Annotated in this window: 19 protein-coding genes and 1 pseudogene; 3 read left to right on the top strand and 17 right to left on the bottom strand. The window is 54.1% G+C overall.

Features of this window, described 5'->3' with window-relative positions:
• Window positions 1–18 precede the first annotated feature (18 nt).
• On the top strand, window positions 19–1,206 hold the full coding sequence (locus tag ABA45_RS08060) for an acetate/propionate family kinase (protein WP_048385212.1): 1,188 nt from the start codon (window positions 19–21) through the stop codon (window positions 1,204–1,206).
• Between the two features lie 35 nt (window positions 1,207–1,241).
• The gene (pta, locus tag ABA45_RS08055; protein ID WP_048385210.1) at window positions 1,242–3,392 is read left to right on the top strand and encodes a phosphate acetyltransferase; all 2,151 of its coding nucleotides are present in this window, start codon (window positions 1,242–1,244) and stop codon (window positions 3,390–3,392) included.
• Between the two features lie 90 nt (window positions 3,393–3,482).
• Here the strand turns inward: pta and der are convergent, their stop codons facing one another.
• The 13 genes and pseudogenes from der to trmJ all read right to left on the bottom strand — a co-directional run bounded on the left by der (window position 3,483) and on the right by trmJ (window position 16,591).
• Window positions 3,483–4,907, bottom strand: coding sequence for a ribosome biogenesis GTPase Der (der, locus tag ABA45_RS08050; protein ID WP_048385208.1), 1,425 nt, complete (start codon window positions 4,905–4,907; stop codon window positions 3,483–3,485).
• Window positions 4,908–4,989: 82 nt separating this feature from the next.
• Window positions 4,990–6,111, bottom strand: coding sequence for an outer membrane protein assembly factor BamB (gene bamB / locus ABA45_RS08045; RefSeq protein WP_048388817.1), 1,122 nt, complete (start codon window positions 6,109–6,111; stop codon window positions 4,990–4,992).
• Window positions 6,112–6,158: 47 nt separating this feature from the next.
• The gene (locus ABA45_RS08040) at window positions 6,159–6,812 is read right to left on the bottom strand and encodes a YfgM family protein (RefSeq protein ID WP_048385204.1); all 654 of its coding nucleotides are present in this window, start codon (window positions 6,810–6,812) and stop codon (window positions 6,159–6,161) included.
• Window positions 6,813–6,853: 41 nt separating this feature from the next.
• Window positions 6,854–8,134 carry a histidine--tRNA ligase gene (hisS, locus tag ABA45_RS08035; RefSeq protein WP_084708291.1) on the bottom strand — a complete coding sequence of 427 codons (1,281 nt, stop codon included), beginning with the start codon at window positions 8,132–8,134 and terminating at the stop codon, window positions 6,854–6,856.
• A gap of 120 nt (window positions 8,135–8,254) precedes the next feature.
• Window positions 8,255–9,373: a flavodoxin-dependent (E)-4-hydroxy-3-methylbut-2-enyl-diphosphate synthase gene (gene ispG / locus ABA45_RS08030; RefSeq protein WP_048385201.1), complete on the bottom strand. Its 1,119-nt coding sequence runs from the start codon at window positions 9,371–9,373 to the stop codon at window positions 8,255–8,257.
• A gap of 52 nt (window positions 9,374–9,425) precedes the next feature.
• Complete coding sequence (locus tag ABA45_RS08025) at window positions 9,426–10,457, bottom strand: RodZ domain-containing protein (protein WP_048385197.1); 1,032 nt, start codon at window positions 10,455–10,457, stop codon at window positions 9,426–9,428.
• Entirely contained in the window at window positions 10,447–11,250 is an 804-nt protein-coding gene (pilW, locus tag ABA45_RS08020) for a type IV pilus biogenesis/stability protein PilW (protein WP_048385195.1), read from the bottom strand. Before pilW ends, ABA45_RS08025 begins: the two co-directional genes overlap by 11 nt.
• Window positions 11,251–11,311: 61 nt before the next feature.
• Window positions 11,312–12,424, bottom strand: a complete 1,113-nt coding sequence (rlmN, locus tag ABA45_RS08015; protein WP_048385193.1) for a 23S rRNA (adenine(2503)-C(2))-methyltransferase RlmN — start codon at window positions 12,422–12,424, stop codon at window positions 11,312–11,314.
• Between the two features lie 60 nt (window positions 12,425–12,484).
• Entirely contained in the window at window positions 12,485–12,913 is a 429-nt protein-coding gene (ndk, locus tag ABA45_RS08010; protein ID WP_014870969.1) for a nucleoside-diphosphate kinase, read from the bottom strand.
• 68 nt (window positions 12,914–12,981) lie between these two features.
• Window positions 12,982–14,169 carry an aminotransferase class V-fold PLP-dependent enzyme gene (locus ABA45_RS08005; RefSeq protein WP_048385191.1) on the bottom strand — a complete coding sequence of 396 codons (1,188 nt, stop codon included), beginning with the start codon at window positions 14,167–14,169 and terminating at the stop codon, window positions 12,982–12,984.
• A gap of 16 nt (window positions 14,170–14,185) precedes the next feature.
• Window positions 14,186–14,683 (bottom strand): Fe-S cluster assembly transcriptional regulator IscR, encoded by a 498-nt coding sequence (gene iscR, locus ABA45_RS08000; protein WP_048385188.1) that lies wholly within the window; start codon window positions 14,681–14,683, stop codon window positions 14,186–14,188.
• A gap of 284 nt (window positions 14,684–14,967) precedes the next feature.
• A pseudogene (gene cysE, locus ABA45_RS07995) lies at window positions 14,968–15,726 on the bottom strand (serine O-acetyltransferase); the annotation flags it as partial.
• Window positions 15,719–16,591: a tRNA (cytosine(32)/uridine(32)-2'-O)-methyltransferase TrmJ gene (gene trmJ, locus ABA45_RS07990; RefSeq protein ID WP_048385184.1), complete on the bottom strand. Its 873-nt coding sequence runs from the start codon at window positions 16,589–16,591 to the stop codon at window positions 15,719–15,721. The gene trmJ and the pseudogene cysE, both read right to left, overlap by 8 nt.
• A gap of 178 nt (window positions 16,592–16,769) precedes the next feature.
• Between trmJ and ABA45_RS07985 the strand changes: the two genes are divergently transcribed.
• Window positions 16,770–17,570 (top strand): inositol monophosphatase family protein, encoded by an 801-nt coding sequence (locus tag ABA45_RS07985; protein ID WP_048388815.1) that lies wholly within the window; start codon window positions 16,770–16,772, stop codon window positions 17,568–17,570.
• 138 nt (window positions 17,571–17,708) lie between these two features.
• Here the strand turns inward: ABA45_RS07985 and secF are convergent, their stop codons facing one another.
• From secF to tgt, 4 genes are all read right to left on the bottom strand, one after another.
• Window positions 17,709–18,662: a protein translocase subunit SecF gene (secF, locus tag ABA45_RS07980; protein WP_048385182.1), complete on the bottom strand. Its 954-nt coding sequence runs from the start codon at window positions 18,660–18,662 to the stop codon at window positions 17,709–17,711.
• The gene (gene secD / locus ABA45_RS07975) at window positions 18,655–20,541 is read right to left on the bottom strand and encodes a protein translocase subunit SecD (protein WP_048385180.1); all 1,887 of its coding nucleotides are present in this window, start codon (window positions 20,539–20,541) and stop codon (window positions 18,655–18,657) included. The genes secF and secD overlap by 8 nt, the downstream gene beginning before the upstream one ends.
• Before the next feature lie 96 nt (window positions 20,542–20,637).
• Entirely contained in the window at window positions 20,638–21,000 is a 363-nt protein-coding gene (gene yajC / locus ABA45_RS07970) for a preprotein translocase subunit YajC (RefSeq protein ID WP_048385177.1), read from the bottom strand.
• A 43-nt stretch (window positions 21,001–21,043) separates the two neighbouring features.
• Window positions 21,044–22,165 (bottom strand): tRNA guanosine(34) transglycosylase Tgt, encoded by a 1,122-nt coding sequence (tgt, locus tag ABA45_RS07965; protein WP_048388813.1) that lies wholly within the window; start codon window positions 22,163–22,165, stop codon window positions 21,044–21,046.
• Between the last annotated feature and the right edge of the window lie 9 nt (window positions 22,166–22,174).

Here is a 22,174-nt window from a genome sequence, read left to right as displayed (position 1 = left end):
AACTGGAAATCCAGAATTATGGAAAACACATTATTAGTGGTGAACTGCGGTAGCTCCTCGCTAAAAATTGCGCTTTTTGACAAAGATCGACAAAAGATTGCCTCGATGCTGGCAGGACGACTGAACACTCCTAATGCCCGCTTTCGCATTGGAAAGCAACGCGACGCCACCAAGCTGCCCCCCAACACCACGCACAAGGAAGCCCTGGCCGTACTGATGGATACAGCGCAGAAAAAGGGCCTGATGCCGAAACAACCAGCGGCTATTGGCCACCGGATTGTTCATGGTGGCGAAACCTTTCGCGAAGCGGTACTGATCAACGACGAGGTGCTGGCCGCTATACAGGCCTGTAATTTGCTAGCTCCACTGCACAACCCGGTTAACGTTGAAGGCATTATGGCAACCCGCGAGCTGTTTCCGTTGGTGCCACAGGTGGCGGTGTTTGATACAGCTTTCCACCAGACCCTGCCGGAACACGCATTCCATTACGCGCTGCCACAGAACTACTACCGTGACTGGGGCGTTCGCCGCTACGGCTTCCACGGCACAAGCCACGCTTACATGCTGCAACAGGCAGCTCTCCGCCTGGAGCAATCCACCGCTGTGACCTCCATTATTTCCGCGCATCTGGGCAACGGCTGCAGCATTACCGCCATACGCGATGGCAAAAGCGTTGATACCAGCATGGGCCTGACACCTCTAGAGGGTCTGGTAATGGGTACCCGAAGTGGGGACGTAGATCCCGGACTGTTTGATTACTTGCAGAGCAAAGGCGTGAGCGCCGAGCAACTGCACAACGAACTCAACCACAGCAGCGGTCTTCTGGGGCTGTCAGGGCAAACCAACGACATGCGCACCCTGAGCGACCTGGCGGACCAAGGTGATCCGTCAGCGCAACTGGCCATCGATGTGTTCTGCTTCCGCCTGGCCAAATATGTCGCAGCCATGATGGTATCGCTGAACCGGCTTGACGCCTTGGTGTTCACCGGTGGCATTGGCCAAAACAGCGCTCGTGTACGCCAGCAGACCGTCAATCAGCTGGGGCTGCTTGGCTTCGCCATTGATCAGCACAATAATGATGATAATGGCCTCAATCGTGGTGGCCGAATTGACTGTAAAGAGTCGCGATTCCCAATACTGGTGATTGCTACCGACGAAGAAAGGGTTATCGCTGGCGAAGCAGCACGCCTGGCTGAACTCAACTAACCGATTTGTACGACGCTAGCGGCGGAATTTTAACTATGGCAAAAAGTCTTTTTATTGCACCAACCTCTTCAGATTCCGGCCTGACGTCTGTGTGTCTGGGCCTGCTGAGGGCACTGGAGCGGGTAGGTGTCAGCGTTGGTTTTTATAAGCCGTTTTGCCAGGTGGTGCACCAAGCCGATGCAACCCACAATAAAGGCAAAGACTCTTCCGTCGAGTTTGTGCGCTCCCACAGCCATCTTCGACCGCCGACACCGATTACCCTGAAAGAAGCCCAGCACGCGCTCAATCACAACAAATCGGACTTGTTGCTTGAACGTGTCGTGGGCGAGTACCAGAAAGTGGCGTGCACGGTCGACGTGGTGATTATAGAGGGCCTGGAACCCGATCAGGATGGCACCTACATTACCCGCCTGAACGCCGAGGTCGCGCGGAACCTGGGTTCTGAAATCATTTTGCTAACGTCACCCAAAGGCTGTAACCCCATCGAGCTGGACGAACAACTTGGTTTTTCTGCACGACTGCTTTCGGGGCATAATGAAGCCGACGTTTTAGGCGTCATTCTTAACAAGATCGGTGCGCCAAAAGAACGAAAAATACCCGGTATGACAACCCTCACCGCGATACCGCCTGAAGATTACCGCAACAAATGCAACGTGTTTAGTAGCGGGCAGTATCGGTTGTTAGCCGAAATACCTTGGGAACCAAGCCTGTTGGCGCCAAGGGTTTCAGACATAGCGCGCGAACTGAAGGTAGACGTGCTGCACGAGGGCCAGATGCAGACCCGCAGGGTGCACCGTGTTTCTGTTTGCGCACGCACCATCAGCAATATGACCGAAATCCTCAAGTCTGGCACCCTTTTGGTGACTCCCGGAGACCGCGAAGATATCGTTGTGGCCGCCGCCGTAGCGGCCCTGAATGGCGTGCCCATGGCCGGGATTCTGCTCACTGGCGGTCTATTACCAGACCAAAGGGTTATCGAATTGTGTCGCCGGGCCATGGAAACCGGCATGCCGGTTCTTAGCACCACCACCAACACCTACGAAACTGCTCACATGCTGGCCGGCCTGTCGAGGTCTATCCCTATCGACGACCCGGAGCGGATTGACACTGCCATGAACCTGATCGCGCCTCGTATTGATACCGACTGGCTACAGGAACACCTTAAGGTGCCGCGCCAGACCCGTATGTCGCCACCGGCGTTTCGCCACCAGCTTTCTGAGCGCGCCCGTGCCGCCAACAAGCGCATTGTTTTACCGGAAGGCCACGAGCCGCGCACAGTGCAGGCAGCGATCATCTGCCATCAGCGCCAGCTTGCGCGCTGCGCGCTGATCGGCAGTGCCGCCGAGATACGCGCCGTAGCGGCTTCTCTGGGCATGGAGTTACCACCCGATCTGGAAATTATCGAGCCGTCTGAGGTGCGCAAGCGCTACGTGGCGCCTATGGTGGAATTGCGAAAACACAAAGGTACTTCAGCCGAAATGGCGGAAAGCATGCTCGAAGACAATGTGGTTTTAGGTACCATGATGGTCGCGTTAGACGAAGCCGACGGTCTGGTGTCCGGTGCTATCCACACCACCGCCAACACCGTGCGCCCTGCCCTACAGCTAATCAAGACTCACAACAACGCCAAAGTGGTGTCGTCGGTATTTTTCATGCTGTTACCGCAGCAGGTTGTGGTTTACGGAGACTGCGCCATAAATCCGGACCCCAACCCGGAGCAGCTGGCAGACATTGCCATCCAGAGCGCCCAATCAGCCGAAGCATTCGGCATTGAGCCGCGCGTGGCGATGATCAGTTACAGCACCGGCGAGTCTGGCAGCGGTCGGGATGTCGATAAGGTACGCGAAGCTACCCGGCTGGCGCGCGAAAGGCGCCCGGACCTGCTGATTGACGGCCCTCTGCAGTACGACGCCGCCGCCATTGCAAGCGTGGGCCTTAGCAAAGCACCCAATAGCCAGGTAGCCGGCCGCGCAACCGTGTTTGTGTTCCCTGACCTGAATACTGGCAACACGACGTACAAAGCAGTGCAGCGAAGCGCCAACGTGGTCAGCATTGGTCCTATGCTGCAGGGCCTAAATAAACCGGTGAATGACCTATCGCGGGGCGCACTGGTGGAGGACATCGTATTCACCATCGCCATAACCGCTGTTCAGGCCAAGCAGGTGGAAGACGCCAGCAAAACCTGACCTCGCCGGGTCAACGCCCATAAAAAAACCGGCCTGTTATTGTTCATAACGGGCCGGTTTTTTTGCTAGCGCTTTATACTATTCTAGCGCTCATCGCTTCAAACTCTTCTGACGCGCTTTTTTGGGCTTACCCCCGCCCTTCTTTTCATCGTTGTCTTTTTTAACTTTTTGCCGCGGCGTCATCCGGTCCACTTTATGGGCAAACGGGTTTTCACTGGAGCGAAATTCGAAACGGATTGGGGTGCCGGTTACCGCTAACACCTTGCGGAAGCTATTCTCCAGGTAGCGTTTGTAAGCACCGGGCAAAGAGTCTGTCTGATTGCCGTGTACTACAACCGTCGGCGGATTGGAGCCACCCTGGTGAGCGTAGCGCAGCTTAATACGACGGCCATGAACCATGGGTGGCTGGTGCTGGGCAATCGCATCTTCCAAAATCGTAGTCAGACGATTGGTAGGCCATTTTGCCATAGCCGATTCGTAGCAGGCGTTGACCGACTGGTACATCACACCCACTCCGGAACCGTGCAACGCCGAAATGTAATGCTTGTCGGCGTAGTCCAAAAAATCCAAACGCCGGCGAATCTGTTCCTTTACTTTGTCACGGTCTTCGCCGTTCATGCCATCCCATTTATTGATAGCAATCACCAACGAACGGCCGGCACTCAGCACGAAGCCCATAAGATGCATGTCTTGGTCGACCAACCCCTCGCGGGCGTCAATCACCAAAATCACAACGTGGGCGTCGTCTATGGCCTGCAAGGTTTTGATGATCGAGAACTTCTCTACCACCTCTCGCACATTTTTGCGCCGCCGCACCCCAGCCGTATCAATCAGGGTATATTCCTGCCCCAAGCGCTCGTAGGGAATATAAATGCTGTCGCGGGTGGTACCTGGCAAATCATAAACTACAACGCGCTCTTCACCGAGCATACGGTTTACAAGTGTCGATTTGCCCACGTTGGGGCGGCCCACGATACCGATGCGAATGCCGGGGTGATTATGCGCTCCGTCTATATCTGCATCTTCCTCCGGCGTCGGCAACAAAATTTCCAACATAGATCGAACGCCGCGATTGTGAGATGCGGCAATGCGAAATTGGGATTGAAAACCCAGTGCATAAAAATCGGATGCTACCAGGTTTGGATCCTGGCCATCGGTTTTGTTAATCACCAGGTGAGCCTGCGTACCCGATCGGCGCAGCTGATCAGCAAGTACCTGATCACCCGGCATTACACCAGCGCGACCATCCACAATAAACAGAACAATGTCGGCTTCTTCAACCGCCTGCAAAGACTGCTTGGCCATTGCGGCGTCAAGTCCGAGCTCGTCGCCCATCAAGCCACCGGTATCAATAACAATAAAGCGCTGATTTTCGTAATTGCCTTCACCGTATTTACGGTCGCGGGTCAGTCCCGGAAAATCGGCGACCAGTGCATCCCGCGAACGGGTCATCTGGTTAAACAGTGTGGACTTGCCCACGTTGGGGCGGCCCACTAGGGCAATTACTAGGTTCATAGTGTTTCACTACTCAAAAAAAATGTCATTCGCTACTCACAAAAGAAGTCGGCCCGGTTTAAAAGCCGGGCCGCGTGTCACGTCAGTTTTTCGATTGCAACCTGTAAGCGGCGAGTTTGCCGCCGTTGCCGAAGATCAGCAGATTACCATTACTCAGGCGCTGGGCCGGTACGCGGATACCGTCACCATCAAATTTCATCTGCCCTACTAGCTCACCACTTTCCTGGGACACCACGTGCAGGTAACCATCAAAGTCACCCACCACCAGGTAATCGTCGAAGGGCACTGGCTGGGTCAGCTGGCGCCAGGCCAGTTTATCTTGGGTCCACAGGCCACGGCGATCGGACCCACGCATAGCAACCAGGTCGCCGTTAGCAGACGCCAGAAAAATGTTGCCATTACTGACCATTGGCGAATACAGGCTAGAGGCTGCCTTACTCCAGATGTCATTGCCGGTGCGCAAATCAATCAGTGCCAGCTTGCCCTGATAGCCCACCGCCAGAATCGTGTTTTCCAGCACCAGAGGCTGGCTGGTGATATCGACCAAGCGCTCAAGCTCGGTACGGCCCTGGGGCGCACCTACCTCGTACTGCCACAGCGGCTGGCCAGATTCTGTAGACAGAGCCAACAGTTTGCCGTTGGCAAAGCCGCTTATTATAACGTCAGCACCTACCAGCGGCGCTGCTGCGGCACGAACCGACAAGGCCGGCACAACACTGTCATATTGCCAACGTTTTTCACCGTCAGAGGCATTGAATGCCAGCACGCGGCCGTCGGTGGTTTGCACAACCACCAGACTGCCATTAGACTGCGGTGCCGACAGAACTTCAGTCGGTAGTGACGCGCGCCAAAGCTCGCTGCCGTCTTCCCGCGACAGCGCCAGCAAATCGGCATCACGGCTCACCAGATACAATTGACTGGCATCGCCGCCAACACCGGCAAAAATCCGGTCTTTCACCGAATTTTCCCAAATCTGTTTGCCGGTTTCTGCGTTTAGGGCGAGCAACTCTCCGTCAGCCGATGCGGCGTACACAACGTCGCCGGCGTTCAGCGGTGCCAGGTACAAAAATTCGTCGTCATGGCCGTCACCCACCGTAACGTTCCAAACCCGCTCAAATGAAACCTGCTGATCAACATCAGGCAATTGGGCGGGCTGTTCAAACGTATCGTTGGCGCTGCAACCAATCATAAGAGTGGCTGTCATAAGCACTACAGCATTGGCGCGCAGTTGCCGGAAACATGCGCTTACCGTCACGCATCACCCCCGACACCCAGATCCGCCAGTTTGAGTTGCAGAACGCCATTGCGATTTTCTTCGCCCTGTTCGCGGGCCGCCAGGTAGGCATCACGTGCCCCTGCCTGATCGCCTTTCGCGAGCAAAATATCGCCGCGCAATTCGGCAAACCTGGCACCAAAAGCGTCACTGTCTTTGGCACCGTCAATGGTGGCCAACGCAGAATCATAATCTTCGAGAGCCATTTGAGCTTGCGCCAGCCGGCTGCGCACAACCAATGCCAGAGGCTGAGTCTCCACCGCTTTATCCAGTGCCCACTGCAAGGATTCAACAGCGCCTTCGGCGTCATTGTTCTGCATGAGCTGAACCCGAGCCAGCATTAAATTGGCGTAAACCGCGTAAGCGCTGTCGGCATGATCATCACGCAGCGTCTTAGCCACGAAAGCGATGGTGTCGGCGCTGGTTTCATCTTCGGTGCCAAAGGCGTTCATCAGAGTGACAAACTGGCTGGCGGCCTCGGTACGCTGCTCGGCCTGCTGGTTTTGCCACGCCTGCCAGCCGAACACAATCGCCAGGGCCGCACCAATACCAATCATCAGCGAACTACCGTTGTTTTTCCACCACTGCTTGATCGCTTCAACCTGTTCTTCATCTGTACGCAATTCGGCCATGATAACTCCTGTTATAAATTAGAAACGGCGCTTTTAAAGAATTAGTGCGACAACGCCTGCGCCAGAGCCTCGGCAATCTGCTGCCGAGGGAATTCTTGCTGGGGGTCGTCTGTACGCAAAGATTTAAGGCCGACACTCTGATTCTGAAGCTCGTTATCACCAAGAATGAGTGCATAACGGGCGCCGCTTCGATCGGCTTTTTTCATTTGGCTTTTAAAGCTGCCCGCACCGCAATGGCTAATAATGATGTAGCCCGGCAGCTGGTCCCGCAGTTCTTCAGCAAGAAGCAGCGCTGGCGAAACCGCCTGATCGCCCATGGCGGTAACGTACACATCGGCCTGATTGTTGACCGACTCGGGTATCAAATTAAGGGTTTCTAACAGTAGGATAAGACGCTCCACGCCCATGGCAAAACCAACGGCGACCGTGGGTTTGCCGCCCAACTGCTCTACCAGCCCATCATAGCGGCCACCGGCGCAAATTGTGCCTTGGGCGCCCAGGCTCTCTGTGATCCACTCAAATACTGTCTTACCGTAGTAGTCCAGGCCGCGAACCAGCGCCGGATTCACCGTGTACTCGATCCCGGCGGCATCCAACAACTGCTTCAAGCGTTCAAAATGGTCGCGAGATTCGTCGTCAAGCCAGGCGTCTAGTTTTGGTGCCTGCTCCAGAACCTTACGGGTAGCCACGCTTTTGCTGTCCAGAATCCGTAAAGGGTTGCTTTCAAGCCGGCGCTGACTGTCTTCATCGAGCTCGGCTTTGAATTGCTGCAGGTAGGCAACCAACGCCTCACGATAGTTTCGGCGAGCTTCAGCGGTGCCAATCGAGTTGATTTCGAGACGCGCATGGTCAGCCAAACCAAACGTTTTCCATAAGCGCGCTGTCAGAATAAGAAGTTCTGCGTCTATGTCTGGCCCAGCCATACCGAAACATTCAACACCTACCTGGTGAAACTGGCGGTAACGCCCTTTCTGCGGGCGCTCGTAACGAAACATCTGGCCGGTGTACCACATCCGCCGAGTTTGGTTGAACAGCAGGCCGTGCTGTTCGGCCGCACGCACGCAACCAGCAGTACCTTCAGGCCGCAGAGTCAGGCTGTCGCCGTTACGGTCGTCAAAGGTGTACATTTCTTTTTCAACAATGTCGGTCACTTCACCGATAGAGCGCTTGAACAGGTCGGTCTGTTCCACAATCGGCATACGGATTTCCTGGTACCCGTATTGCCCCAACACCTTGCGCACCGTTGCTTCGACATATTGCCAGACTGGAGTCTGTTCGGGCAGGATATCGTTCATCCCGCGAATTGCCTGAATCTTAGCCAAGTTGAACCCTTAAACGTCTCTGTGGTTTGTGCAATGGCGCTGCGCCAATGCATTGTCTACCTGTTGTGGCTGTTGTCATCGATACGTGTTGTCGATCGCTGTAACGGTCTTCGTTGCCTATCATTCAGAGGAACGGGCAAAAATAGCTTTTTCGGCTTCTTGACGGCGAGCGATTTCTTTGCGAATCAGACGCTCAAGATCGTCGGTTAAATTTGCGTTGTCCAATTTCTGATGAGGCTTACCATTCATATAAAACAGGTTTTTCGGGCTGCCACCGGTCAAACCAATATCGGCCTCTTTGGCTTCGCCTGGGCCGTTCACGATACAACCAATAACGGCCACATCCAGAGCCTCCTTCACGTCTTCCAAACGCACTTCCAGATCGTTCATGGTCTTGATAACATCGAAATTCTGCCGCGAACAACTGGGGCAGGCAATAAAGTTAATGCCGCGGGAGCGCAAGCGCAAACTTTTGAGTATGTCGTAGCCAACCTTAATTTCCTGCACAGGATCTGCTGCTAGCGATACACGGATAGTGTCGCCAATACCATCCATCAACAATAGACCAAGCCCGATAGACGACTTCACAGTACCGGAACGGAAACCGCCGGCTTCGGTGATGCCTAGGTGCAAAGGCTGGTCAATCTGCGTGGCAATCTTGCGATAGGCTTCTACCGTCATAAACACTTCAGACGCTTTGAGGCTGACCTTAAAATTTTGGAAGTCGTGGCGGTCAAGAATATCGACATTGCGCATGGCAGATTCCACCAGTGCGTCTGCATTAGGCTCGCCGTACTTACGCTGCAGGTCTTTACTTAGCGAGCCTGCGTTAACGCCGATCCGAATTGGAATATTGCGGTCGCGGCAGGCACTGATGACCGCACTGATGCGGTCTTCCCGACCAATGTTACCCGGGTTGATGCGTATGCAGTCAACGCCCAGTTCTGCCACCCGTAACGCGATCTTGTAATCGAAATGAATATCGGCAACCAGCGGAACACCCGCGCGGGCACGAATACGGCCAAACGCTTCTGCGGCTTCCATTGACGGCACAGACACGCGGACAATATCGGCACCGGCGTCTTGAAGGGCCTGTATCTGCCCCAGCGTTGCTTCCACGTCGCAGGTTTCAGTGTTGGTCATACTCTGGACGGCAATCGGTGCGTCGCCACCCACTGGCACGTTGCCCACCATAATCTGGCGGGATTTACGTCTTTTAATCGGAGATTCGTGCTTCATTTGGGAGAACCCATCTGTGAAAACCAAAAGTATCGGCGTTTACGTTGAGCTATTAATTCAAAGCCAAAACAAACTCGGCGCGATTACCAATAATACCTTTACTGCCAAGATCGACCGAGGCGCCTTCAAAGCGCATGATCCCTATCGCATTAGCGGCACCAATCACCAGGCGAATGTCAGTTTCGCTGCGCAAATCAATGCGGTCGCTCTGGCGTTTCAGACCGCTGGCCAGGCTTCTGCCGTAAGAATCTCGAATCTGAACCCAGCAATCATCAATAAATTCAATTTCCAACCGGCCCCGGTTATCGGCAACTTGGGGTGCCTCTTCTGCATCTAACGTCAAAATATCATTGTCGACGATAGCAGCCAAATTTCCTACTGTTTGCGCTGGCGAAGACCCCAAGCCGTCAGCTGGAGCCTCGCCGTCAGAAAAAGTTCCTGTGCCTGCCCCTATAAGCGGTTCTAGCGCACCCTCTGCGTTCGCGGGCGAAGCCGACACATCGCCATCATTCGTTTCGTTTGGCAGAAAATCATCTGGCGTAGATTGTGTTGTTGAGTCATCATCGATGCTACTTACGGCACCGTTTAAACCACTTTCTAAAACATTCTGTTGTGCTGTGTCACCGGTGAATGCGCCGGCACCCGGCAAATTCGCCAACTGCGAAGGACTGTAAATAAACGCAAATATCAAAAAGCCCAATACTGCCAGCGCGACCAGCCAAAATGCGGTTTTGGCTACACGGCGTTTTTTGCACCGCCGGCGTTCTATATCAATCAACGGATTTGCAGCTTTGGCCTGTGCCTGCTCCTCGCGCATTGGCTCCAGCTCTCGGTCAAGGTCGGCAATCAGGGCGTTACCATCCAAGCCTATTTGGCGAGCATAGGCACGTATGTAGCCTTTCAGAAAGAGCTCTGTATCAATCAGCTCATATTTGCCATTTTCGATGGCCTGGATAATGGCCGGGCGAAGATACTGGGCTTCGGCCACTTCAACCACACTCAGCCCTTTTGCCTCGCGGGCTTTTTTTAACTGCGGGCCCACCGGCCGATTGCCAGGAGCAGCTTGATTCTCTTCATTGACCATTAGACATCAGTACCTTGTATTGCCGGAGTTCTGCTGATTCGGGGAAATTGTTCCGCAACATTAACGCCAAACTGGCCTCTTGGTCGCGTTTGTCCAGTAGGCGGGCAATGCGAACTCCCACCAACAGGCTTTCAGATGAGTGCTGCAAGCGATCGCTGCGCTGCATTATAGTTAGCAGCCGACTGTAATAGAAGTCGGCTGATTTCACATCACCGGTTTCTAGCAGCACTCGGGACAACGCCAGCAACGTTTTGGGATCGCTGCGTGTCAACTCGGTCGCACGGCGATAGCTGCTAACCGCAGATGACAAATCACCCAACTGCTCCTGAGTCATTCCCAGGTTAAAAAAAACGGAGCCTCGATCCTGATAACCGGTGTCGCCAGAGGCCTTGGCAAACTGATCACGGGCCTCTTCCATTCTGCCTTGGCCATACAAAAACGCGCCATAATAAACGTTGGCGCGGGTATTTTTTGAATCGGCAGAGATCGAGCGCCTGAAATTGCTTTCAGCCAGTTCGGGTTCACCCTCGCTGGCAAAAACAAGGCCTTTTGCGGCTAACGCCGGCGAATTCTTCGAATCAATTTCCAGAGCCCGTTCCAAATGATGACGGGCTCGCTCAAAATTTCCTTGACCGATGTACGCTGATGCTAACTGAACGTAATCTGCCAACGCTTTTTGGCGATCTGCTTCGCGGGCAAAGCGGCTGTCTGTGGTCGTCACACAGCCCGATAACATCGCTGCCACCAGCATCAGCAACATCATAAAACGGGCACTGACAAACTGATTTACCATCGCTGTGAACTCATCCTGAAGCTGCTACTGGAGAAAGCCCGCCGCATCCACAGCCGGGTATTTACGCTGAAACCTGCTGCACCGCAATATAGCGAGCGCTGCGGCGAGTTCGGTCTTCTACCTTACCCACCAGTTGCCCACAAGCAGCGTCTATGTCATCGCCACGGGGCATACGTACGGTCGCAATGTACCCTGCCTCGTTCAACACCGTCTGGAACCGTCGGGTGGCATTCATGCTCGGGCGTTCATAGCCACTTTCCGGGAACGGATTGAATGGTATCAAATTGATCTTACATGGCAAGCCACGCAGAACCTCAGCCAGTTCTCGCGCTTGATCGACATGATCGTTCACACCAGCCATCAAAGTGTATTCAATCGTAGCCTTACGCTTGTCTGGCAGACGGCTTAAGTAGCGGCGGGTAGCGGCCAGCAACTCTGCTATTGGATACTTTTTATTTATAGGAACTAACTGGTTACGGAGTTCATCATTTGCGGCGTGCAAAGAAATAGCCAATGAAACATCGGTAACCTCACCCAGTTTGTCGATCGCTGGAACCACACCCGACGTGCTTAATGTTACCCGGCGTTTGGAAATGCCGTAGGCCAAGTCTTCCATCATCAGATTCATGGCGTCTACGACGTTGTCGAAGTTCAACAAAGGCTCGCCCATACCCATCATTACCACGTTGGTAATCGGACGATCTGGGCCCGGAGCATATGGCATGAACGTTTTACGCGCAGCCCACACCTGCCCAATAATCTCGGCAGAGGTCAGGTTACGGTTAAAGCCTCTCTTACCCGTTGAACAAAAACTGCAATCCAGACTGCAACCAATCTGTGATGACACGCACAGGGTGCCACGTTCACCGTCAGGTATCAGCACGGTTTCTATGTTGTTGCCGTTGTCCATGCGCATCACCCATTTACGGGTGCCGTCTTTGGCCAATTCGTCGTAGACCACCTCCGGGCCACGTACTTCGGCAATCAGCTTGAGCTTGTCCCGCAGGGGCTTGCTCATATTGGTCATTTCATCGAAGTCACCCACACCACGCTGGTGAATCCACTGCAGCACCTGAGTAGCGCGAAAACGTTTTTCCCCCAGGGACTCAAAATAAGCCTCAAGCTTGGCTTTGGGCATTCCCAGAAGATTTGTTTTTTCAGCGGGTGCTGTCATTATATAACCTCAATCAAATAACCATTCCGGGTGCAGCAACGCTGCCCCCGGTGAACAAAATCAGCCGCGCGGGCAGATCTCGTTATCATTGAAAAAATAAGCAATTTCGCGCTCTGCGGAAGCCGCCGAGTCCGAGCCATGGACCGCGTTAGCATCAATAGACGATGCAAAGTCGGCGCGAATGGTGCCAGCTTCCGCTTCTTTCGGATTAGTAGCACCCATCAGATCACGGTTTGTCAAAATGGCGCCTTCACCTTCCAAAGCCTGAACAACCACTGGACCAGACGTCATAAATGCAACTAGATCGTTAAAGAACGGACGCTCTTTGTGCTCGGCATAAAAGCCTTCAGCCTGGTCCTGGCTCAGGTGCATCATTTTTGCTGCAACAACATGCAGTTCCGCTTTTTCAAAACGGCTGATGATTTTGCCGATTACATTTTTTGCAACGGCATCAGGCTTGATGATCGACAGCGTGCGTTCATTTGCCATGGTGATTCTCCATTAGAGGTTAGATAAAAAAACGAGCCTGCGATTATACGCAGTCCCGGGGCCGGTGCCTACCGCGCAGACCGCAGCCGGCCAACAACATCAATAATTTGTGCCGCCGCAAAGTCGACTTCTTCGCCGCTGGTGTAACGGCCAAATGAAAACCGCAGCGCACGATGAGCCTGCTTGTCGTCTAGCCCGATCCCCCGCAAGACATAAGACGGATCGAGTGTCGCCGATGAACAGGCTGAACCGGAAGACACTGCCAATTCACGCAGGCCCAGCATCAGGGTTTCTGCGTCAACGCCCGAGAACGACAAATTGATAATGCCGGGCACTCGCAGTTTGGTGTCATCATTGGTTTCACGGCCGTTGAAACCGGTATCGAGACTCCCGTTTAGAGAAACCCCTGCAAGCTCTGCCAGCGCCCCAAGAAAACGTCCACGCAGCTGTTCCAGCCTGGCACTGTCGGCAGAAAGGCTGTCTGCTGCCAACTCAAACGCTTTACCCATACCCACAATCTGATGCGTCGGCAGGGTGCCAGAGCGCATGCCGCGCTCATGACCGCCACCGTGAATCTGCGCTTGAATACGCACGTCCGGAGAGCGTCGCACGTAAAGCGCGCCTATCCCTTTGGGGCCATAAACCTTATGCGCCGACAGTGACAGCAAGTCGGCGTTCAAGGCCTTTACATCCACCGGTATTTTCCCGGGGGCCTGGGCTGCATCAACATGAAAAAGCACGCCGCGGCCGCGCAGTTGGGCGCCGATGGCAGCAATGTCACTAATAACGCCCAATTCGTTGTTCACCAACATCAGGCTCACAAGCACGGTCTGTGGCGTCAGCGCCTCAACCACTTGTCCGACGTGAATGCGGCCACAGGCATCAGGCTTTAGCCAAGTAACCTTTACGCCCTGCTCCTGCAGCCAGCTACAGGTATCCAGAACGGCTTTGTGTTCGATCATGGAAGTAATAATGTGGGCAGCATCGTGTCCGGCCACTGCGCCTTGAATCGCCAGATTGTCAGACTCGGTCGCGCCAGATGTCCACACGATCTCGCGGGGGTCGGCGTTAATCAACGTTGCCACCTGGCGGCGTGCAGTTTCCACCGCCGCTTCGGCCTGCCAGCCATAACCATGGGTACGCGAGGCAGGGTTACCAAAGGCGCCATCCAGTGTCAGGTAGCGCATCATTTCTGCGGCTACGGCAAAATCTGCGGGCGTAGTGGCCGCATAATCGAGGTAAACGGGTTTCTTCATGGTGCTAAAACCAGACTTAAACCGGCGCCTGTTCGCTTAGCAGCCGGGTGTTGATCGTTTCAAAACCCGCAGCGCTCTGACGCAGATTTTGGCGGTCCGCTACTTGGCGGATTTCACGTTTTTTCATCAGGTCGTTCAAGCTAATGTTATCCAGAAACTGATGAATCTGCTCGCTGAGGTCAGACCAAAGGTGATGAGTCAGGCATTTCTCGCCACTCTGACAATCGCCCTTGTTGCCACAGCGTGTGGTATCAAGAGACTCGCTGACCGCTTCTACCACTTCTGATATAAAAATGGCATCGGCGCCGCGACTCAAGCGATAACCACCACCCGGGCCGCGAATACTGGCCACCAAGTGCCTGCGCCGCAGCCGCGAAAATAACTGTTCCAGGTACGACAGGGAGATTTCCTGGCGGGTTGATATCTCCGCAAGTGTAACCGGCCCATGATCACCGTGCAGTGCAAGGTCTAGCATAGCGGTTACCGCATACCGACCCTTTGTAGTCAACTTCATAAACTCCGCCCCGCGATGGGAATTGACCTCGATTCGCAAACACGAGTATGAATTGACCTACTAATTCAGTCAAGTATTCAGCCGCTATCCTTGGTGGGCTCGCTTGCGTTTTTTTTGGTGCCCTCTTCGGCACTCTCTTCGGCACTCTCTTCGGCGCTCTCTTCGGCACTCTTTTTAGCGCTCTCGTGTGCGCTGACTATACTATCGGCTTTGACGTTCGATTCGACCGCCGCCGCTGCAACCGCTTTTGTGTCTTCGAAGGTTTTTTTGCGCGAGGCGTCGCTGTCTGCATCGCGTAGGCAATCAAAATCATCCTCTGACAACACCGGCAAGTCTCCGTTCGGATAATCAACGCTTACCTTGCGCAGGGCTTTGCACATTATTTCCATGCGATCATCTACCGCGTGCATGTGATCAAGCAGCGAACGCATTGCCCGCGCCAGTGGGTCTGGCATTTCTTCGGTAACGCCATAAGCGTCAAAGCCCATGCGTTCTTCCATTTCCCGCCGCCGCGAGCTTCGCTCGTCTTTATCTTTTTCAATCACGCGGCCCGGTATTCCAACAACGGTTGCGCCAGCTGGCACCGCTTTTGTGACCACGGAGTTGGAACCCACTTTGGCACCAGCGCCTACTTCAAAGGGCCCTAATATTTTGGCTCCGGCGCCTACAACCACCCCGTCACCAATGGTGGGATGGCGCTTGCCCTTGTTCCAACTGGTGCCGCCCAAGGTAACGCCCTGATACAGCGTAACATCGTCACCAATAATCGTGGTTTCACCAATAACCACGCCCATACCGTGGTCGATAAAAAAGCGCCGACCAATGGTGGCACCGGGATGAATCTCAATACCCGTGAACCAACGCGTAAGCGTAGAAAGGGTACGACCCAGCCACTTCAAGCCCACCCCCCATAACCAGTGTGCCACCCGATGCAGCAAAAGTGCGTGCAGGCCGGGATAGTTGGTCAGAACTTCAAAAGTATTACGCGCAGCGGGGTCGCGGTGGAACACACTGCTGATATCTTCTCTTAGACGTCTAAACATGACTTTTGCCTTGATCCTGCTCCGGCGCTTGCGGCCCGGTATCGGAGGTTGATTGCTCGACACCCGAGGCGCCTGCTGTTTTTTGAACAGCCGACAAAACACCTCTTAGGATATTAACTTCCATCTGGTCCAATTTCGCCCGCTGGAACAACCTGCGCAGACGCGCCATCAGTTGGCGTGGCTTGTCCCGACGATGAAAATCGATTTCTTCGAGTACTTGCTGTAAATGGCCAAAAAAGCCTTCGACATCGCCAACGCTGGCAGGAGCAACATCCCACCCGGCGTCACCAGGCTGCGCAATCGGTTCTAAGTAGGGCCGCCTGGCATCTGTTTCAAGGCCCTTCAGATAATTCATACGCAGCTCATAACACATCACTTGAACCGCCATCGCCAGATTCAATGAGCTGTAATCCGGATTGGACGGAATATGAATATGATAGTGGCAACGTTGCAGTTCATCGTTGCTCAGCCCATGATTCTCTCGGCCGAACACCAGCGCCACTGTGCCTTGGCCGCAATGACTGGCTGCCGCAGTTGCGGCCTGATCTGGCGGCATCACTGGCCAGGGTACCTTGCGCCCGCGGGCGCTGGTGCCCATCACCAACACGCAATCTGCCAGTGCTTCATCAAGGCTACCCACCACGGTTGCAGTGTCCAGAACATCCGATGCTCCGGCGGCTCGAGCGTACGAAGTTTCGTCAGGGAACGATCGCGGGTTTACCATCCACAAATTTCCCAACCCCATATTTTTCATGGCTCGCGCTACCGCACCAATGTTGCCAGAGTGGGAGGTTTCCACCAGAACAATACGAATTCGGTCATTGTAGGTGTCGGGTGAGCCCAGCGGGCGCGACGGTTTGTGCATGGTAACGGCCTGTCAGCAAAATTAGGCGGCAATAATAACAGATAAATCACGAAAGCCGGCGGGCAACCCGCGAGTCAAATGGCTATTATCCGTGCTTGTGCGGAGTCTAAAAACAGACAAAGCGCGCATCGACTGCTATGATACGCGGCCTTCATACACCCGGATAATGATTACTCAGATGCAACCAGCGATTAAAATGGCCCTGCGCGTTGCGCGCCAGGGATCGGACTACCTGAAAGCACATTTCGAGCGCCAGGAACCCAGCGACAAAGACAACAGCGAGCGTGAGCGTCAGCTGGATCGCGTCGAAAAGGCCATTTACGATAATTTCGTAGAGCAGCTCGAAAAAGCTTATAAAGACCACAACATTGCTCCCCTGAACGCAGCGGATGCTGGCACCTATGACAAAAGCTGGCACATCTTTCCGGTTCTGGGTCGCGACAATTTTCTGCGAGGTATTCCGGAATTTGTTCTAGCACTGGCCCAGAAAAAAAACAACCGAATAGAGAGTCTACTGATTGTTAACCCAATCACTGGCGAAGAATACGCGGCCAGCCGCGGCCACGGTGCCGCACTGAACAGCCGCCGGGTGCGAGTATCAGAAGTGCGCCAGCTAACCAGCGCGGCTCTGGCTACTAACGTTCTGGATCAGGCCCGCAAAGACGACAACCCTCAGCTTTGGGGCGAAATAGCCACCGTTCTGGCGACCAACTCACGCATTTTCCGTACATCCGGATGTGTGGTACTGGACATCGCACGGGTATCGGCCGGCCATCTTGACGCAGTGATTGCCTTTCGTCCTGAAGGCGCCGACCTAGACCTGGGCGTTGCCTTGGCCATGGAATCGGGCGCCCTGACCGGGGACTTCTCTGGCAACCCATCAGCCAGTAACGCAAAGCAGCTGATTGTGGCTAACCCCAAGCTGTTTCGTGAATTGCTGAAGGAACTGCATCCGTTCCGTGGCCGCTTGCCCCGCTAAAGCACACTTGCCCTACTAGCAACTAGCAAGGCAGGCACAAAAAAACCGCCAATCCCGAGAGACTGGCGGTTTTTTTGTGGTTACGAAACCGCTGCCAATAAAATAGCAGGGCTTCCCAACAGGGCCCTTTCAAAAGAGCTACATACGGTTCAACCATTCCGGCGGCTGCTCGTCTTCATCCTGGCCGACCACACCTTCCTTCACCGGCAGGATCAGATCTTCACGGCACACGCCGAGCGCAATCAGCAAGTTCGCCGATACGTAAATAGAGGAATAGGTACCCACCACTACGCCGATGATCAACGCCAGGGCGAATTTATTAATCGCCTCACCGCCGAACACGTAAAGCGCAATCAGCACCACCAGCGTGGTACCGGAGGTATTAATGGTACGGCTGATGGTCTGGTGAATGGAGGTGTTGATCACCTCCCATGAGTCCCCTACCCGCATGGTGCGGAAGTTTTCCCGGATACGGTCCGCCACCACAATAGTGTCGTTTAGAGAGTAGCCGATGATGGCTAACAGGGCGGCCAGAACTGTAAGATCAAAGGTCCACTGAAATAGCGAAAAAACACCCAGTACAATGATAACGTCGTGAGCCAGAGGCAGCACGGCAGCAATACCGAATTTGAACTGAAAGCGCATGCCGACGTAAACCAGCACCACCAGCAAGGCAATCAGCATGCCCAAACCGCTGTCTTCTTTCAGCTCTTCGCCTACCTGGGAGCCTATAAACTCCGAACTGATCAGCTTCAGCTCCGCTCCGCCGGCGGTTAAGGTGCTGGTGATCTCTTGGGCCAGCATGTCGTTAGCAGACTCAGACAACCGCACCAAGACCGTTTTATCAGAACCGAAATTCTGCACTACAAATTGGTCATAGCCGGCATCACTCAACGCTGTGCGTATCCCAGCAAGCGCTGGCGCTTGCTCGTATTCAAATTCCACCGACGTGCCGCCGGTGAAATCCATGCCGAAGTTCAGCCCGCGAATCGCCAACAGACCGATAGCGAGCACCAATAGAGTAATCGAGAGTATCGTAGCAATCTTCCGAAAACCCATAAAATCAAACGGTTTTTCCTGAGCGTCATGCATTAGCCTGCTTCCCTCCGATCGAAAGTTTTTCGACCCTGCGGCCACCATAAACCACATTGACGATACTGCGGCTGACCACCAGGCCAGAGAACATCGATGTCATAATGCCCAAGCTTAAGGTAATCGCAAAACCCTTCACCGGACCGGAACCCATGGCAAACAAAATGAGCGCCACCAATAAGGTTGTGATGTTAGCATCAAAAATGGAGACAAAAGCCCGCGAGTAACCGGCATTTATAGCCAGCTGCGGCGCGGTGCCGGCTTTAAGCTCTTCCCTTATGCGTTCAAATATGAGGACGTTGGCGTCTACTGCCATACCCACCGTTAAAACGATGCCAGCGATACCCGGCAGTGTCAGCGTGGCCGACAGAATCGACATGCAGGCAATAAGTAGCATCAGGTTCAAGGTTAGCGATACGTTGGCAATAAGCCCGAAACCGCGGTAGTAAAGCGCCATATAAATCAGCACCAGCACAAAGCCCAACAATACCGACATCATACCGGCGTCGATATTTTTCTGACCCAGGCTAGGGCCAATGGTTCGTTCCTGTACAAAGTACATGGGCGCAGCCAGCGCACCGGCGCGCAGCAGCAGTGCCAGCTCCGACGCTTCCGGAATCGAGTCCAGACCGGTTATACGGAAACTTGCACCCAGTGCAGACTGCACCGTAGCCAGGCTAATGATGCCTTTATCCACTACCCGTTTTTCTTCGGTGACCACTTCGCCGTCAACCATACGGTCTTCGGTTTCGGTGCGGAACTCAATAAACAGAACCGCCATACGCCGGCCAACAGCGTTGCGAGTGGCGCGGTTCATCAAATCGCCGCCTACAGAATCCATAGTAATGCTGACTTGTGGCTGGCCATTTTCATCGAATTGTTGCTGGGCGTTGGCCACGTTATTACCCGTGGCAATGAGCTCACGCTCCAGGCGTGCAGTACGTTGGGGCGTATCGCGAAAACCGAAGTTTTCTATGCTGCTGGCTGGCGTGTCTGGCCGCGCTTCCATCCGGAATTCCAGATTTGCGGTTGCACCCAGAACGCGTTTGGCTTGCGCGGTATCTTGAACACCCGGCAATTCAACGATGATACGACTGGTGCCCTGGCGCTGAACCAGCGGCTCTGCCACACCCAGTTCGTTCACACGGTTACGGATGGTGGTCAGGTTCTGCTCAAGGGCGTATTCCTGAATGGATCGTACTTCGGCTTCGGACAGGGTCAACGCAATAAGGCGCTCGTCGCCACGGGTGCGCTCATCCATCAAAAACTGAAGGTACTGACGGCGAATCAGGGTGAAGGCCTCGGCGCGGGATTCGTCATCGCGAAAGCTGAGAATAATTTCCTGCCCGTCTTCCAGGGCCCCCTCTAACTCACCGCCACGGTAGCGAATGCGCTCTTCACGCAGTTCACGTTTAATCTGCCCGGCTAAAGCTTCCAGACGCTGACTAACCGCAGTTTCCATATCCACTTCCAACAGAAAGTGGACGCCGCCGCGCAAATCCAGGCCCAACTTCATTGGACCGGCACCCAGACTGCGCAACCAGCCCGGAGTAGAAGCGGCCATATTCAGCGCGACCAAATAGTCGTTACCCAATACCGCTTGCACTGCAGGGCGGGCCTGAAGCTGATCTTCGCCGCTGGTTACCCGAATAAGCGCATCACGATCCTGCAAACTGCTACTTTTTACCTCAATACCCTGGGACTCCAGAGCCTGCACTGCACGTTCCAGAACGAGTGCGTCAACTTCGGTACTGCTGCGAGCACCGGTAACCTGAACGGCAAAATCATCTGGGAACAGGTTGGGGAGTGCATAGACAAAACCGATTGCGAGGGCAACCAGAATAATGAGGTTTTTCCAGAGTGGATACTTGTTAAGCATGGGGTTCCTATAAGCCGGGCTGGCGCCGACCGTGGTGTTTCAGCCAGATAGAACCAGCCTGGCTAAAAAGCCCGGCTGAACGTCCGTTGGCGAGGCTCAGATGTCTTTCAACGAGCCTTTTGGCAAAGCACCGGAAACCGCTACTTTTTGGATACGAACTGAGACATTGTCGGCCACTTCCAGAACAATAAAGTCATCAGACACTTTGGTGATCTTGCCAACCATACCGCCAGAAGTAACCACTTCGTCGCCTTTGTTCAGGCCAGACATCAGTGACTTGTGCTCTTTGGCGCGTTTAGACTGCGGACGCCAGATTAGGAAGTAAAAAATCAGAATAAAGCCGGCAAAAAAGATAACTTGCCCTATAACACCCATACTACCGCCAGCCGCGTCCTGCGCCATTGCAAGCGTGGGAGCCAGTGCCAGCAGTGCGGCAACAAGTAATTTGATCGATTTCATGTATTTTCTCCGTTAATTGAATAAAAAGGTGTGAATAATAGGTTCAGGCGCCGCTAAGCTCGGGCGCCGTTGCACCGCGCAAGGCGTAGAATCCGGTTACAAAGTCGCACAATGTACCTGCTTCAATGGCCCCACGCAATCCACTCATCAGGTTCTGATAATAGCGTAAATTGTGAATGGTGTTCAGCTGCGACGCGAGCATTTCTCCACACTTATCGAGATGATGCAGATAACTTCTGGAAAAGTTCTGGCAGGTATAACAATCACAACTGTCATCCAGCGGCGCCGTGTCGTGGCGGTTTTTGGCGTTGCGAATCTTAACAGTGCCGGTAGCGGTAAAGAGATACCCGTTACGGGCGTTGCGGGTAGGCATTACGCAGTCAAACATATCCACACCGCGACGCACTGCTTCTACTATATCCTCAGGGCGGCCTACACCCATCAGGTAACGGGGCTTATCCGCCGGCATTTTTGGCGGCAAGTCGTCCAGAATGCGAATCATGTCCTCTTTAGGCTCGCCCACCGACAGCCCACCAATGGCATAACCGTCAAAACCGATGTTGGTCAGACCGTCCAGCGACTGCTGGCGCAGGCCTTCGTACATCCCGCCCTGCACAATGCCAAACAACGCTGCCGGATTCCCCTCATGGGCATTCTTACTGCGGGCTGCCCAGCGCAACGACAACTCCATCGAATCTTTGGCTTCTTTCTCGGTAGCTGGATAAGGCGTGCATTCGTCAAAGATCATCACGATGTCAGAACCCAAGTCGCGCTGCACCTGCATCGCAATTTCTGGGTTCAACTCCACCTGCGAGCCATCCACCGGCGAGCGGAAAATCACGCCTTGCTCAGTAATTTTACTGGTTTCGCCCAAACTAAACACCTGAAATCCGCCAGAGTCAGTCAAAATCGGCCCTTGCCACTGGGTAAAATCGTGTAGGTCGCCGTGGGCTTTGATCACTTCAGTACCCGGGCGCAGCATCAGGTGAAAGGTATTACCCAAAATGATGTGGGCACCAATTTCCTTGATGTCACGGGGCAACATGCCTTTCACTGTGCCATAAGTGCCAACGGGCATAAATGCCGGCGTTTCCACCACACCGCGGGGAAAGGTCAGGCGACCAAGACGCGCACGGCCGTCTTCACCCAGTTTTTCAAATCTCATAAAACAGGT

It is taken from the genome of Marinobacter psychrophilus (assembly GCF_001043175.1).
GTDB lineage: Bacteria > Pseudomonadota > Gammaproteobacteria > Pseudomonadales > Oleiphilaceae > Marinobacter > Marinobacter psychrophilus.
Note: the sequence above shows the minus strand (reverse complement) of the source record. Positions and strands in the feature narration are given on the sequence as shown.

What these genes read in the sequence shown, in the direction of transcription:
- der (WP_048385208.1), bottom strand. Translation starts at nt 4,907, where the DNA reads ATGAACCTAGTAATTGCCCTAGTGGGCCGCCCCAACGTGGGCAAGTCC.
- ABA45_RS08005 (WP_048385191.1), bottom strand. Translation starts at nt 14,169, where the DNA reads ATGAAGAAACCCGTTTACCTCGATTATGCGGCCACTACGCCCGCAGAT.
- rlmN (WP_048385193.1), bottom strand. Translation starts at nt 12,424, where the DNA reads ATGACAGCACCCGCTGAAAAAACAAATCTTCTGGGAATGCCCAAAGCC.
- secD (WP_048385180.1), bottom strand. Translation starts at nt 20,541, where the DNA reads ATGCTTAACAAGTATCCACTCTGGAAAAACCTCATTATTCTGGTTGCC.
- secF (WP_048385182.1), bottom strand. Translation starts at nt 18,662, where the DNA reads ATGCATGACGCTCAGGAAAAACCGTTTGATTTTATGGGTTTTCGGAAG.
- bamB (WP_048388817.1), bottom strand. Translation starts at nt 6,111, where the DNA reads ATGACAGCCACTCTTATGATTGGTTGCAGCGCCAACGATACGTTTGAA.
- iscR (WP_048385188.1), bottom strand. Translation starts at nt 14,683, where the DNA reads ATGAAGTTGACTACAAAGGGTCGGTATGCGGTAACCGCTATGCTAGAC.
- ABA45_RS08040 (WP_048385204.1), bottom strand. Translation starts at nt 6,812, where the DNA reads ATGGCCGAATTGCGTACAGATGAAGAACAGGTTGAAGCGATCAAGCAG.
- yajC (WP_048385177.1), bottom strand. Translation starts at nt 21,000, where the DNA reads ATGAAATCGATCAAATTACTTGTTGCCGCACTGCTGGCACTGGCTCCC.
- tgt (WP_048388813.1), bottom strand. Translation starts at nt 22,165, where the DNA reads ATGAGATTTGAAAAACTGGGTGAAGACGGCCGTGCGCGTCTTGGTCGC.
- ABA45_RS08060 (WP_048385212.1), top strand. Translation starts at nt 19, where the DNA reads ATGGAAAACACATTATTAGTGGTGAACTGCGGTAGCTCCTCGCTAAAA.
- trmJ (WP_048385184.1), bottom strand. Translation starts at nt 16,591, where the DNA reads ATGCACAAACCGTCGCGCCCGCTGGGCTCACCCGACACCTACAATGAC.
- pta (WP_048385210.1), top strand. Translation starts at nt 1,242, where the DNA reads ATGGCAAAAAGTCTTTTTATTGCACCAACCTCTTCAGATTCCGGCCTG.
- ABA45_RS08025 (WP_048385197.1), bottom strand. Translation starts at nt 10,457, where the DNA reads ATGGTCAATGAAGAGAATCAAGCTGCTCCTGGCAATCGGCCGGTGGGC.
- ABA45_RS07985 (WP_048388815.1), top strand. Translation starts at nt 16,770, where the DNA reads ATGCAACCAGCGATTAAAATGGCCCTGCGCGTTGCGCGCCAGGGATCG.
- pilW (WP_048385195.1), bottom strand. Translation starts at nt 11,250, where the DNA reads ATGGTAAATCAGTTTGTCAGTGCCCGTTTTATGATGTTGCTGATGCTG.
- ispG (WP_048385201.1), bottom strand. Translation starts at nt 9,373, where the DNA reads ATGAAGCACGAATCTCCGATTAAAAGACGTAAATCCCGCCAGATTATG.
- ndk (WP_014870969.1), bottom strand. Translation starts at nt 12,913, where the DNA reads ATGGCAAATGAACGCACGCTGTCGATCATCAAGCCTGATGCCGTTGCA.